Source organism: Bradyrhizobium sp. HKCCYLS3013, from assembly GCF_051167615.1.
Classification (GTDB): Bacteria; Pseudomonadota; Alphaproteobacteria; order Rhizobiales; family Xanthobacteraceae; genus Bradyrhizobium.
In genome coordinates, this window is sequence record NZ_JBNPTK010000004.1 from 259186 (window position 1) to 272475 (window position 13290).

The window sequence follows — 13290 nt, forward strand, 5'->3', positions numbered from 1 at the left end:
CGATCACCCGACGGTCAGGTCATCGCGCTCGGATGCAGCACCGGCGCGTAGCCCGCCTTGATCGCGCGCAGCGTCGAGGGCGGGGTCAGCAGCAACGCATCGGTGATCCCTGCGCGTGGCGCGTCATAGCCCGCCGCCGACCAGGGCAGCGCCCTGCCTTTTCGGATCAGAAAGCTCTCCTCGCCTGCCTGCACCATGGCCCCGTCAGGCAAGGCGGCGAGCGGCGTCGGCAGCGGATGCAAGTGCTTGCGACCGCGATCGAGGCGCTCGCGATGGAGCACGCGATCAATCTCGGAGATGCGCAGAGCCCCGACGCCGTTGCCCTCCTCCCACGCCGCACGAAACCTCTTGGCGTCGTCGCGGCGGCAGTAGAAGCAGGGGCGATGGCCGGCGGCGAAGGCGGTCGCCTCGTCGAGAAAGAACAGCTCAGTCCAGCTCCGCGTCGCCATCACCTCGCGGCGCTTGCCGCGGAAGTCGCACAGGCAGACCAGCCAGGCAGGACTCGACCAGCGCTTGTTCAGCAGCGTCTTCGTCGCGGGATCATGGATGATGCCGCGATTGCCGGTGAACAGGCCGCGATGCGGCGTGGCGACGATGTCGCCGGTCGGGGTGACACGGTTCTGCAGCGGCATGGCGGCGCTCCCCACCAGCCGTCATTGCGAGGAGCGAAGCGACGAGGCAATCCAGAGTCCCGTCCACAGCTCTGGATTGCTTCGCGTCGCTCGCAATGACGACGTTGAGCTCACGCCGCCCCGTCACGCAGCGGCGGTGCGAACGACAGCGCGGTGTCCCAGGGGAAGAATATCCAGGTGTCCTGCGACACCTCGGTGATAAAGGTGTCGACCAGCGGTCGGCCCTTCGGCTTGGCATAGACGGTGGCGAAATGGGCGTCGGGGAGGATCTCGCGGACCATGCGCCCGGTCTTGCCGGTGTCGACGAGATCGTCGACGATCAGGAGCCCCTTGCCGGTGCCGCCGCCGAGTTGCGCCGTGTCAGCCGAGATGCCCTTCAGGACCTGAAGCTCGCCCTGCTTGGTGTGGTCATAGCTCGCGATGCAGATCGTATCGATGACGCGCACGCCAAGCTCGCGGGCCACGATCGCTGCCGGCACCAGTCCGCCGCGGGTGATGGCCACCACGGCGTGAAACGGCCCGATCTCGTTCAGCCGCCAGGTCAGCGCCCGGCAATCGCGATGAAACTGGTCCCAGGACACCGGGAAGGCCCGGCCCGCGCGCTCCTCTGCACTCAAAGTCTTGTCTGGCATCTCGTCTCGTCCGTGAGTTCTCGAAAGCTGCACCTGCTTTAGCGCGTCACGTTGAGCCCGGCGAGCATCTCCTTCACCGCCGCCATCGCCGCCGACAGCTTGTCCTGGTCGCGCGAGCGCACCACGAGATGCGTGTTCGGCTTCTGGTCCTCGTCGATGAAGGGATAGCTGCCGATGATGGTGTCCGGGTGCGCCTTGGCGATCTCGCGCAGGGGACCGCCGATGTCGCCCTCGCGGGCATTGGCGCGGACGGTCTCCGACAGCATGCGCACGCCGGACTTCAGCTTCGGCGCGACGATGTCCATCATCGCCTGCATGATCGACGGCACGCCGGCCATGACGATGACGTTGCCGAGCTTGAAGCCGGGCGCCAGGATGGTGGCGCTCTGGATCAGCTCGGCGCCGTCGGGGATGCGCGCCATGCGCAGCCGGGCCTCGTTGAGCTCCTGCTCGCTCCAGCGCTCGCGGAAGCGCGCCACGACCTCGGGATGATGGTCGATGCCGACGCCGAACGCCTTCGCGATCGCATCCGCGGTGATGTCGTCATGGGTCGGTCCGATGCCCCCGGTGGTGAACACATAGGTGTAGCGATGCCGCAGCGCATCGAGCGCGGCGATGATGTCGGGCTCGTCGTCGGAGACCACCCGAACCTCCTTGAGGTCGATGCCCAGATTGGTGAGGTATTCGGCGATGAAGCCGATGTTCTTGTCCTTGGTCCGGCCGGACAGGATCTCGTCGCCGATGACCAGCAACCCCGCGGTGACGATCTCGCTCATGGTTTCTCCTCGCATCTGCCGTCTCTTTTGGCCCGCCACGGCGCCAATGTCATCCGGAACGTCGCAGTCTATGCCGCGGATTTGAGCACCACGCAGCCGGTTTTTCGGGCACAGCTTTCGCAACCCCCACGAAATGCCGCAGGAGAATGCATATCGCGCTGGCCCGCCCCTTGCTACCATCCCAAGGAGTCATGCAGTGTATGGCGAGGCTGGGACACACGGGCATCTATGGCAGTTGCGTTCGACGAAATGAACGAGCCGGGCGGCGACGTCCGTCAGGCTTATCAGGAGCTGTCGCGGTGGCTGAAGGAAACGCCGCCGGAGGCGCTGGAGTATCGCCGCCACGAGGCGGAGCTGCTGTTCCGGCGAATCGGCATCACCTTCGCGGTCTATGGCGAGGCGGAGGCGCAGGAGCGGCTGATCCCGTTCGACGTGATCCCGCGCATCCTCTCCGGCAAGGAATGGATCCTGCTGGAGAAGGGGCTGAAGCAGCGCGTCAAGGCGCTGAACATGTTCCTGCGCGACATCTATCACGGCCGCGACATTCTCCGCGCCAACGTGGTGCCGGATGACCTGATCTTCCAGAACCCGGTCTTCCGCCCGGAGATGAACGGCCAGGACGTGCCGCACGACGTCTACGTCCACATCGCCGGCATCGACATCGTCCGCGTCGACGCCAACGACTTCATCGTGCTCGAGGACAATGCGCGCACGCCGTCGGGCGTGTCCTACATGCTGGAAAACCGCGAGATCATGATGCGGCTGTTTCCGGACCTGTTCGCGCGCCACCGCGTCGCGCCGGTCGAGCGCTACCCGGACGAATTGCTGTCGTGCTTGCGCTCGGTGGCGCCGCTCAGCGCCTCGGCCGAGCCGACCGTCGCACTGATGACGCCCGGCATCTACAACTCCGCCTATTACGAGCACTCGTTCCTGGCCGACAAGCTCGGGATCGAGCTGGTCGAGGGCCGCGACCTCATCGTCAAGAACGACGAGGTGTTCATGCGCACCACCGAGGGGCTGAAGCGGGTCGATGTGATCTACCGCCGCGTCGACGACGACTTCCTCGATCCCCTCACCTTCCGACCGGATTCGGCGCTCGGCGTGCCCGGGCTGATGTCGGCCTATGTTGCCGGCAATGTCACGCTCGCCAACGCGGTCGGCACCGGCATCGCCGACGACAAGGCGATCTACTCCTACATGCCCGACGTCGTGAAGTTCTATCTCGGCGAGGAGCCGATCCTGAAGAACGTGCAGACCTGGCGCTGCCGCGAGCCAGCCGATCTGTCCTACGTGCTCGACCATCTCGGCGAGCTCGTCGTCAAGGAGGTGCACGGCTCCGGCGGCTACGGCATGCTGATCGGCCCGGCCGCCACCAAGGCGACCATCGAGGCGTTCCGCGACAAGCTGAAGCGCGAGCCGGAGGGTTTTATCGCCCAGCCGACACTCGCGCTGTCGACCTGCCCGACCTGCGTCGCGTCCGGCCTGGCGCCACGCCATGTCGATCTCAGGCCGTTCGTGCTGACGGGACGCGACCGCACCACCATCGTGCCCGGCGGCCTCACCCGCGTGGCGCTGAAGGAGGGATCGCTGGTGGTGAATTCCAGCCAGGGCGGCGGCACCAAGGACACATGGGTGCTGGATGAGTAAGAGTTGGTTTGCACAGGGTTCTGAGCTTGCTCGCTGCAACCTCTCCCCGCCTGCGGGGGCGCGACGAACTTCGCTCGCGCTGAGAGGTCGGATTGCATCGAAAGATGCAATCCGGGTGAGGGGGTACAGGTCCATCAACTCGCACCACCCGTGCGGCTGCCCCTCACCCCAGCCCTCTCCCCGTGAAGAACGGGGAGAGGGAGCGCACCGTCTCCTCCGCACCTCATAGATTGCCCATGCTGTCGCGCACCGCCGAAAACCTGTACTGGCTGGCCCGCTACGTCGAGCGCGCCGAGTACCTTGCCCGCACCATCGACGCCACCCTGCGCGTCACGGCGCTTCCCGCGGCCTATATCGGCAAGACCAATGAATGGGAATCGGCGCTGATGACCGCCGGCGTCAATGTCAGCTTCTACGAGCACTACTCCGAGGCCAACGAGCAGAACGTCGTCGAATATCTCTCGTTCAACCAGTCGAACCCGTCCTCGATCAAGAACTGCATCGAGGCCGCCCGTCTCAACGCCCGCTCGGTGCGAACCGCGTTGACGTCGGAGATGTGGGACACCCTCAACGGATCCTGGATCGAGCTGCAGGAAGTCTGGAGCAAGGGCGCCAAGACGCGCGAGGAGCTGGCGCGCTTCCTGCGCTTCGTGCAGGAGACCTCGCTGCGCTTCGACGGCTCGGCCTACCGGACCATGCTGCGCAACGACGCCTACTGGTTCTCGCGGCTCGGCCTGCATCTCGAGCGCGCCGACAACACCGCCCGCATCCTCGACGTCAAATATCACGTGCTGCTGCCCGAGGAGGAGCATGTCGGCGGCCCGCTGGACTACTATCAGTGGACCTCGATCCTGCGCTCGGTGTCGGCGCTCACGGCCTATCACTGGGTCTATCGCGAGACGCTGAAGCCCTGGCTGATCGCGGACCTCCTGATCCTCAACGACACGCTGCCGCGCTCGCTGGCGAGCTGCTACGGCAACCTCGTCCGCAATCTCGACCAGATCGGCGTCGCCTATGGCCGCCAGGGGGCGGCGCAGCGCCATGCCCGCGGCGTCCGCAACCGGCTCGACCACTCCAACATGGACGACATCTTCCAGCATGGCGTGCACGAGTTCATCCAGGAGTTCATCGCCGACAATTCGCGGCTCGGAGAGATCATCACCAAGCAGTACCTGATCTGAGCGCAGTGGAGACAGCGATCGCGGCCCGCTGGACTGTGTCTGCGAGACCACGTCCGGCACCCGGCGCCCTGCCCTCCGCCCGAGGGATCCTCCTCCCCCCTTTCAGGGAGAGGTGAAACGAGCTACCGCGGACAGCACATCTGACGAAGACTGGTCGACCGCCATGCGCCTGCGTATCTCCCATTCCACCACCTACCGCTACGAGCCGGCGGCGACCGGCGTCATCCAGATCATCCGCATGACGCCCGGCAGCAATGACGGCCAATATGTGGCGGAGTGGCAGATCGACGTGTCGACCGATTCCCGCCTCGACATGCATGAGGACGCATTCGGCAACGTCACCCATGTGATCACGCACGGCGCGCTCGAGGATCTCACGATCACGGCCGAGGGTCTGGTCGAGACCCACGACACCGGCGGCGTGCTGAAGGGCGCGGACGAGCGCTTCCCGCCCAGCTTCTTCCTCCGGCAGACGCCGCTTACGGCCGCCAATGCCGCCATGGCCGCAGTCGTGCGCGATCTGCGCGCGGAGTCCGAGAGCGACGTGCTCGGTCTTCTGCACACGCTGATGACGCTGGTCTACGAGCACATGACCTTCGACGAGGATCCGACCCACAGCGGCACCTCGGCGGCGGAAGCCTTCGGACTGAAGCGCGGTGTCTGCCAGGACTATGCGCACATCTTCATTGCCTGCGCGCGCGCCGCCGGCATCCCCGCGCGTTTCGTGTCCGGCCACTTCCTGCGCTCCGATGGTGCGGTGCACCAGGAGGCCGGCCATGCCTGGGCGGAAGCCTATGTGCCGGATCTGGGCTGGGTCGGCTTCGACGCCGCCAACTGCATCTGCACCACCGACGCCCATGTCCGGGTCGCGATCGGGCTCGATTATCTCGGCGCGGCGCCAGTGCGCGGCACCCGCTATGGCGGCGGCACCGAGACGCTCACCGTCAAGGTGAAGGTCGAGCAGGTCGGCCGCGGCGGCCAGTCCCAATCACAGTCGCAGCGCCAGTCCTGAATTCCGGAACGCGCGCCCGTAGCCCCGTAGCCCGCATGAGCGAAGCGACATGCGGGTTCTCCGAGAAAGCGCGTGAGATCCCGGATATCGCTCCCACCAGCGCCCTACGGGCGCCGGCTGCCGCTCATCCGGGCTACAGCACTGCGGGGTTGGAGGGACCGTCGATTTTCGCTAGTAATTCGCGCAATGGCTCGAGGGGACTGAGATGACCTATTGCTGCGGAATTCTGGTGCGTGACGGCCTCGTCATGATCGCGGACACCCGAACCAATGCCGGTCTCGACAACGTCTCGACCTTCCGCAAGCTGCACATCTTCTCCAATCCGGGCGAGCGCATCGTGGCGGTCGCCAGCGCCGGCAATCTCGCCATCAGCCAGTCCGTGCTGTCGACCTTGACCGAAGGAATGGAAGACCCCGACACCGGCGAGGTGGAGACGCTGATGAACGCGCCGACCATGTTCCAGGCGGCGCAGCGGATCGGCAAGGCGATCCGCATGGTGCACGCCACCGAAGGGCCGGCGCTGAAGGCTGAGGACATCTCGTTCGACGTCTCGTTCCTGTTCGGCGGCCAGATCAAGGGCTCGCGGATGCGGCTGTTCATGGTCTACACCGCCGGCAACTTCATCGAATGCACCACCGACACGCCCTATCTGCAGATCGGCGAGCACAAATACGGCAAGCCGGTGCTCGACCGCGCCATGCACTACGACGTCGAGCTCTACGAGGCGCTGAAGACGGGCCTGATCTCGATGGACTCGACGATGCGCTCGAATCTCGGCGTCGGCCTGCCGATCGACGTCCTGGTGGTGCGCGCGGAGGCCTGCGAGGCCGACCTCAATCATCGCATCGAGGCCGGCGAGCCCTATTTCCACGATCTCCGCTCGCGCTGGTCGGCGGCCCTGCGCGCGGCGCATAACAACATCCCGCGGCCGCCCTATAAGACTCAGAGCGAGTCAAAACACTGAAACTGCAAAACGCTTGAATTGAAGGTGAGGAAACATGGCTGAAGCGGCAAAGAAGATCGCGCTGGTGACGGGTGCAGGCACAGGGGTCGGCCGCGCCGCATCGCTGGCGTTGATGAACTCCGGCTTCACCGTGGTGCTGGCAGGGCGCCGCAAGGAGATGCTGGAGGAAACCGCCAAGCTCGGTCCGTCCGGCATGAGCCTCCCCGTACCGGCTGACATGACGGACCCCGCCTCGATCGCGGCGCTGTTCGACACCGTGAAGTCGACCTACGGCCGGCTCGACGTGCTGTTCAACAATGCCGGCATGGGCGCGCCGCCGGTGCCGCTCGAAGACCTGACGCTGCAGCAATGGCAGCAGGTGGTGGCCACCAATCTCACCGCGCCGTTCCTGTGCACGCAGCACGCGTTCCGCATCATGAAGGACCAGTCGCCGCGCGGCGGCCGCATCATCAACAACGGCTCGATCTCGGCGCATGCGCCACGTCCGTTCTCGTCGCCCTACACCTCGACCAAGCACGCGATCACGGGCCTGACCAAGGCCTCGAATCTCGACGGCCGCGCCTATGACATCGCGGTCGGCCAGGTCGACATCGGCAATGCCGAGACGCCGATGACCGAGCGCATGGTCGGCGGCGTGCTGCAGCCCGACGGCCGCATGATGCCGGAGCCGCGGATGGACGTGAAGGCCGTCGGCGACGCCGTCGCCTACATGGCCGGCCTGCCGCTCGACGCCAACGTCCTGTTCATCACGGTGATGGCGACGAAGATGCCGTTCGTCGGACGCGGCTGATCGCCGTTTCCGATCACGGCCCCCGCTCTCTCCTCACGTCATTCCGGGGCGCGCGAAGCGCGAGCCCGGAATCCATGGCCACGAGCGGTTATTTGGTACGAGATGGATGTGGCGCTCTTCTCCGCCACACGACGTGTCGCGATTATGGATTCCGGGCTCATCGCTGCGCGATGCCCCGGAATGACGGAGAAACCGTCGTCACAACCCGTTCTCTCCTCCGACGCGAGCCGATGCTGGCCCGCTACTCCAACCGCTCGACCTTCCTCAGCTCGGGAAACAGCTTCATCCACGCCAGCGCGATCGCGATCGTGCCGAGGCCGCCGAGGATGGCGGCCGGCATGGCGCCGAACAGCGCGGCGGTGACGCCGCTCTCGAACTGGCCGAGCTGGTTGGAGGCGTTGATGAACAGGAAGTTCACCGCGCCGACGCGGCCGCGCATCTCGTTGGGCGTGGCGAGCTGGACGAGGGAGAAACGGATCACGACGCTGATCGTATCGGCGGCGCCGAGAATGGCGAGCGCTGCGACCGAAATCCACATCACCTGCGAGACGGCGAACACGACCGTCGCCGCACCGAACACGATGACCGCCTGGAACATGCGCAGGCCAACGCGCCGCCGAATGGTGTAGCGCGCCAGCACCGCCGTCATCGCCAGCGCGCCGACCGCGGGCGCGGCGCGCAGCACGCCGAGCCCGAACGGCCCGGTGTCGAGGATATCGCGCGCATAGATCGGCAGCAGCGCAGTGACGCCGCCGAGCAGCACGGCGAACAGATCGAGCGAGATGGTGCCGAGGATCGCCGGATTGGCGCGGATGAAGCGGACGCCGGCGAACAGATCGTCCTTGCTGCCCTCGAGCCGCTCGGCCGGCACGTCATCAGGCACCTGCATCAGGCCGGTCAGGGCCATGCCTCCGATCCAGAACAGCATCATGATGCCGTAGGGCACACCGGGCGCGACGGCATAGGCGAAGCCGCCGATCGCAGGCCCCGCGATGGTCGCGAGCTGCGCGGCGCCGCTCGACAGCGCGCTCGCACGCTGTAACGTGCCGGCCGGCGCGATCAGCGGCAGCAGCGCCGCGGTCGCGGGGCTCTCGAACGCGCCGGCAATGCCGAGCACGAAGACCGCCGCGAACAGCTGGAATTCGCCGAGCTGGCCGGTAGTGGCGCCCCAGCACAGATAGAGCGCGGTCAGCGCCTCGACGAGCTGACAGAGCTGCACGACGCGCTTGCGCTGGAATCGGTCGGCGGCGCTGCCGGCGACGAACACCAGCAGGGCCGTTGGCAGGAACTGGATCAGCCCGACCATGCCGAGATCGAAGGCGCGCCCGGTCAGATCGTAGATCTGCCAGCCGATCGCCACCGCCGCGATCTGGCTCGCAAAGCGCGACAGGCTGCGGGACGACAGGAAGAACAGGAACGCGCTCTGCTTCAGGAGATCGCGCGCGCCGATCGGGACGGTGGACGACATAATGCGCCTGCGTGACGCAGCCCTCATGGCTTGTCAATCGCGGGCCCCGCATGGCCGCGCGGCATTGCACGCGGCAGTTCCCTGCGCTCATAATGAAACGGGGTTCGGGGGATCTGATGCTTCAGCTGCAATCGGGGTTCGGGATCGTCGCGCTGCTGGCGATCGCATGGGCGCTCGGCGAAAACCGGCGCGCGGTGTCGTTGAAACAGGCCGGGCTCGGGCTGGTGGTGACGCTCGTGACGGCTATCGTCCTGCTCAAGGTCCCCGCCGTCGCCCGCGCGTTCGGCGCCATCAACGATGTCGTGGGCGCCATCTCGTCGGCCTCCCGGGCCGGCACCTCGTTCGTCTTCGGCTATGTCGGCGGCGGCGCCCTGCCCTTCGAGCTGAAGGCGCCCGGTGCCGATTTCGTGCTCGCCTTCCAGGCGCTGCCGATCGTGCTGGTGATGAGCGTGCTCACGACGCTCTTGTTCTACTGGCGAGTTCTGCCGCCCTTGGTGCGCGGCATGGCCTGGCTGCTGGAGCGCACCCTCGGCGTCGGCGGCGCGGTCGGCCTGTCGACGGCCGCGAATGTCTTCCTCGGCATGGTGGAAGCGCCGCTGTTCATCCGACCATATCTGGCGCAGATGACGCGCAGCGAATTGTTTCTCGTCATGACCGGCGGCATGGCCGGCATCGCCGGCACCGTGCTGGTGCTCTACGCCACGCTGCTGGCGCCGCTGATCCCCGACGCTGCCGCGCATTTCGTCATCGCCTCGGTGCTCGGCGCGCCGGCGTCGATCCTGATCAGCCTGATCATGGTGCCAGAGACCTCGAAGCAGCTCACCGGCGGCGCGCTCGCAGATCCCGGGACCGAGGCCACCTCGACCATGGACGCGATCGTCAAGGGCACCCGCGCCGGGCTCGAGCTCTTGATGAACATCGTGGCGCTGCTGCTGGTGCTCGTCGCGCTGGTGCATCTCGCCAACGCGATCCTGTCGCTGCTGCCCGCCATCGGCGGCGCCGACGTCTCGCTGCAGCGGCTGCTCGGCCTCGTGATGGCGCCGGTGTGCTGGCTGATGGGCCTGCCATGGCCGCAGGCCGTCACCGCCGGCAGCCTGATGGGCACCAAGACGGTGCTGAACGAGCTGATCGCCTATGTCGAGCTGGCGAAGCTCGATGCAGGCGCGCTCGATCCGCGCGCGCGGCTGATCATGCTCTATGCGATGTGCGGCTTCGCCAACTTCGCCAGCCTCGGCATCATGATCGGCGGCCTCGGCACCATGGCGCCGACGCGGCGCGACGAGATCAACGCACTCGGCCTCAAGTCAATCGTCTCGGGCACCCTCACCACCTGTCTGATGGGTGCGATCGTCGGCCTGCTGACGTAAGCTGAGCTCCGTCGCCTGCGGGAGAAGCAGCGGCGCGATCCGGGCCATCACATGGCGCGAGCCCGCCGCGGTGAGATGCGCGTGGTCGAAGGACAGCGGGACGTCGCCGGCGGTGAGCGGGCAGCGGCCGTCCTCGCAGACCGCCGACAGGATCGAGACGTAGGAAAAGCCCTCGCCACTCGGCAGCGCAGCCTGCATCGCGGCATCCAGCGCAAAGATGTCCGAGCGGACGAATGCCGCGGGATCGGGCGTCACGCCGCGCAGGGTGGCGCGTGCCAGCATCGACGGCAGCCGCGCGCGGAACTGCACGGAGGGACCGAGCAGGACCACCGGAATGCCGGCCTCCTGCAGCCGTTGCAGCGTCTGCTTGAGGTCGCGCACCATGCCGGCGAACCGCGGCGGGCGCGCGTTCTCCAGCCAGTCCGCCGACATCACCACGAGGTCGGGCCGCGCTTGCGCGAAATAGTCGCGCATCTGGCTCGCCAGGGCGCGGCAGGCCGCGACGCCCTGCGTCTCCGCGCTGAAGGTCGGCATGCAGGTGGGCTGGCTCGCCTGCATGATGTTGACGGTGTCCGGATCGAGCTGGGCCCTGAGGCCGTGATAGTAGTGGGCCGCAAAACTGTCGCCCCACAGCAGCACATTGGTCTTGCCGGCCACCGCCTGCAGACAATCCTCGGCGACCCGGCCGTCCGGTGTCGTGAAGCAGGTGCCGTAGCGATAGACCGGCTTCATGTCGTAGGCATTGTAGGCGTCCAGCCGCTGCGCCGCGCGGTCGTTGTCAGACACCGCGCCGGCGCGCAGCAGGCCGACGCCGCTGCCGGCCAGCAGCAGCAGGCTCGCCAGCGCCGCAAGACCGAACGCGGCGCGCGGAGTCGCCGCGAGCCGGCGGTTGCGGAACGGCTGCTCGATGAAGCGCCAGGACAGCGTGGCGACCGCGACCGTGAGGACGAACAGGGCCGCCCGCTCCCAGCCGTCGAGCGCGAGACCGGGCTTGGCGAAGCGCGCGAAGGCGAACAGCGGCCAGTGCCAGAGATACAGCGAATAGGAGATGCGGCCGAAGAACGCCGCCACGCCGAGCGGCGACAGCGGGCTGCGCGGCACATTGGCCACGCCGGCGCCGCTCCACAGGAACAGCGCCGCGCCGAGGCATGGCGCCAGCGCGTCGACGCCGGGGAAGCCCGGTCCGGGGCGCAGCGCCAGGATCGGCACCGCCATCAGCAGCAGCGACAGCGCGCGGGCGCCGCGCTGAACGAGACCCGGCCGCGGCGCGGGAAGGCCGGATATCGCGACCAGGCTGCCGAGCAGGAATTCCCAGGCGCGCGGCGGGCTGAGGAAGAACGCGCTCGCGGACGCGCCGCCGCGCATCAGCATCAGGCCGAGCGCGAACGAGCCTGTGGCAAGCAGCGCGAGAGTGACCGGCAGCGCGAGCCTGTGGCCGCGCGCCAGCCGCAGCACGGCCCAGACCACCACGGGCAGCACCAGATAGAACTGCTCTTCGACCGCCAGCGACCAGGTATGCAGCAGCGGCTTCTCGACCGCCGCGTGGTCAAAATAGCCGGACTGCAGCCAGAAGAAGATGTTCGAGGTGAAGGTGACGACGGCGGCCGCGGAACGGAGGAACTCGGCGCGCTCGGAGCCCAGCATGTCCTGCGACGCCGGGAGCGCCGCGAACGCCACCATGGCGTAGAGCGCCGGCAGCAGCCGCCGCACCCTCCGCTCGTAGAATTGTGCGAACGAGAAGCGGCCCTGCGCCATCTCTGCCGCGATGATGCCGGTGATCAGGTATCCTGAGATGACGAAGAAGATGTCGACGCCGACGAAGCCACCGAAGATCGCCGGCGCCTCGAAATGGAATGCGACGACGGAGAGCACCGCAATGGCGCGCAGCCAGTCGATGTCCTCGCGATGGCCTGCACCTGAAGCCGAGCCGGCGCCCGCGTTGGCGATGCGAGGCTGCATCGATGCACGCGTGCGAGGCGCGCACGCAATGGTCGGAGCGAACTGGACGACGAAGCGCGGCAACGGGACGGGTACGCCTTTACGCAAGCCCGCGACGAACACGTCTGACGGATTCGTCGCCGGCCCATCCGTCCCAATGACGCGAGACCGGATGTCAACACACACGCGCGATGGGACCGCCGTCCACCGCGTCGCGGATGTTTCCATCCATTTCTGTCGGCTTTACGTCGACAGTTCGACGGTTTTGAAGTCGGCCGGCAGGATCACCTCGAGCAGCTCGACGTCGTCGGAATAGTCGAGGATCATGTGGCGGATCTTCGGCGGCTGGGTCCAGCAGCTGCCCTCCTTCATCAGCGTCTCGCCGACGCCTTCGAGGTAGCTCTTCACCCAGCCCTTGAGCACATAGACCATCTGGAAGTCGATCGCATGGGTGTGCAGCTTGGAGACTTCCTGCGGATTGCACGGTGGCAGCATGCGGATGACATGCGCGCGCGCCAGGCCGTGCGTCGCGTCGGCGATGCCGAGGTCGCGATAATGCGCATAGGCGCGCAGGCCGTCGGCCCTGAAATCCTCCTCGCGGTGATGGCTGATCGCGACCTTCTGCTTGCGCCGGCGCGGCGCCGGCGCTGGCCGCCCCTTGCTCACGAGCGCCTTGCGCGCGGACGGTGCAGCCGCCCTGCCTGGCTTGGCGGCTGTCTTGGCGGCAGTCTTCGCCGTCGGCCTTGTCTTTGCGACCTTACGCGGCGCAGCCTTCGCGGCGGCGCGTGATGATGATGTGGTGCTGCGGCTCTTCTTGGCCATGGCGCTCTCCCTGCGAGTCCTCGGGTCAGAGGCTATCACAATTGGGGGGACTCGGCAGAGC

12 protein-coding genes are annotated in these 13290 nt (G+C 67.0%); 6 read left to right on the forward strand and 6 right to left on the reverse strand.

Going from position 1 to position 13290, the window contains the following annotated elements:
• Positions 1 to 14: 14 nt before the first annotated feature.
• The 3 genes from ACQR1F_RS10160 to ACQR1F_RS10170 form a co-directional block, all read right to left on the reverse strand.
• The gene (locus tag ACQR1F_RS10160) at positions 15 to 632 is read right to left on the reverse strand and encodes a hypothetical protein (protein ID WP_434912954.1); all 618 of its coding nucleotides are present in this window, start codon (positions 630 to 632) and stop codon (positions 15 to 17) included.
• Between the two features lie 110 nt (positions 633 to 742).
• Positions 743 to 1264, reverse strand: a complete 522-nt coding sequence (gpt, locus tag ACQR1F_RS10165; protein ID WP_315714724.1) for a xanthine phosphoribosyltransferase — start codon at positions 1262 to 1264, stop codon at positions 743 to 745.
• A gap of 38 nt (positions 1265 to 1302) precedes the next feature.
• Positions 1303 to 2040: a competence/damage-inducible protein A gene (locus ACQR1F_RS10170; RefSeq protein WP_315759531.1), complete on the reverse strand. Its 738-nt coding sequence runs from the start codon at positions 2038 to 2040 to the stop codon at positions 1303 to 1305.
• A gap of 228 nt (positions 2041 to 2268) precedes the next feature.
• On the opposite strand from ACQR1F_RS10170, the gene ACQR1F_RS10175 reads away from it, so the two are divergent.
• The 5 genes from ACQR1F_RS10175 to ACQR1F_RS10195 all read left to right on the forward strand — a co-directional run bounded on the left by ACQR1F_RS10175 (position 2269) and on the right by ACQR1F_RS10195 (position 7634).
• Positions 2269 to 3687 carry a circularly permuted type 2 ATP-grasp protein gene (locus ACQR1F_RS10175; protein WP_315801099.1) on the forward strand — a complete coding sequence of 473 codons (1419 nt, stop codon included), beginning with the start codon at positions 2269 to 2271 and terminating at the stop codon, positions 3685 to 3687.
• A gap of 236 nt (positions 3688 to 3923) precedes the next feature.
• A complete protein-coding gene (locus ACQR1F_RS10180) occupies positions 3924 to 4868 on the forward strand; it encodes an alpha-E domain-containing protein (RefSeq protein ID WP_315801100.1) in 945 nt (314 codons plus the stop codon).
• A 163-nt stretch (positions 4869 to 5031) separates the two neighbouring features.
• A complete protein-coding gene (locus ACQR1F_RS10185) occupies positions 5032 to 5880 on the forward strand; it encodes a transglutaminase family protein (protein ID WP_434884295.1) in 849 nt (282 codons plus the stop codon).
• A gap of 205 nt (positions 5881 to 6085) precedes the next feature.
• Positions 6086 to 6844: a peptidase gene (locus ACQR1F_RS10190; protein ID WP_315714729.1), complete on the forward strand. Its 759-nt coding sequence runs from the start codon at positions 6086 to 6088 to the stop codon at positions 6842 to 6844.
• A gap of 34 nt (positions 6845 to 6878) precedes the next feature.
• Positions 6879 to 7634: an SDR family oxidoreductase gene (locus ACQR1F_RS10195; RefSeq protein WP_434846338.1), complete on the forward strand. Its 756-nt coding sequence runs from the start codon at positions 6879 to 6881 to the stop codon at positions 7632 to 7634.
• Positions 7635 to 7875: 241 nt separating this feature from the next.
• Here ACQR1F_RS10195 and ACQR1F_RS10200 read toward each other — a convergent pair whose 3' ends face one another.
• Positions 7876 to 9102, reverse strand: a complete 1227-nt coding sequence (locus ACQR1F_RS10200; protein WP_315801103.1) for an MFS transporter — start codon at positions 9100 to 9102, stop codon at positions 7876 to 7878.
• A gap of 116 nt (positions 9103 to 9218) precedes the next feature.
• On the opposite strand from ACQR1F_RS10200, the gene ACQR1F_RS10205 reads away from it, so the two are divergent.
• On the forward strand, positions 9219 to 10469 hold the full coding sequence (locus ACQR1F_RS10205) for a NupC/NupG family nucleoside CNT transporter (RefSeq protein ID WP_434912955.1): 1251 nt from the start codon (positions 9219 to 9221) through the stop codon (positions 10467 to 10469).
• Here ACQR1F_RS10205 and ACQR1F_RS10210 read toward each other — a convergent pair.
• A complete protein-coding gene (locus ACQR1F_RS10210; protein WP_434912956.1) occupies positions 10407 to 12428 on the reverse strand; it encodes an acyltransferase family protein in 2022 nt (673 codons plus the stop codon). The two genes, ACQR1F_RS10205 and ACQR1F_RS10210, sit on opposite strands and share 63 nt — an antisense overlap.
• A gap of 222 nt (positions 12429 to 12650) precedes the next feature.
• Positions 12651 to 13229: a cupin domain-containing protein gene (locus ACQR1F_RS10215; RefSeq protein WP_316176931.1), complete on the reverse strand. Its 579-nt coding sequence runs from the start codon at positions 13227 to 13229 to the stop codon at positions 12651 to 12653.
• Between the last annotated feature and the right edge of the window lie 61 nt (positions 13230 to 13290).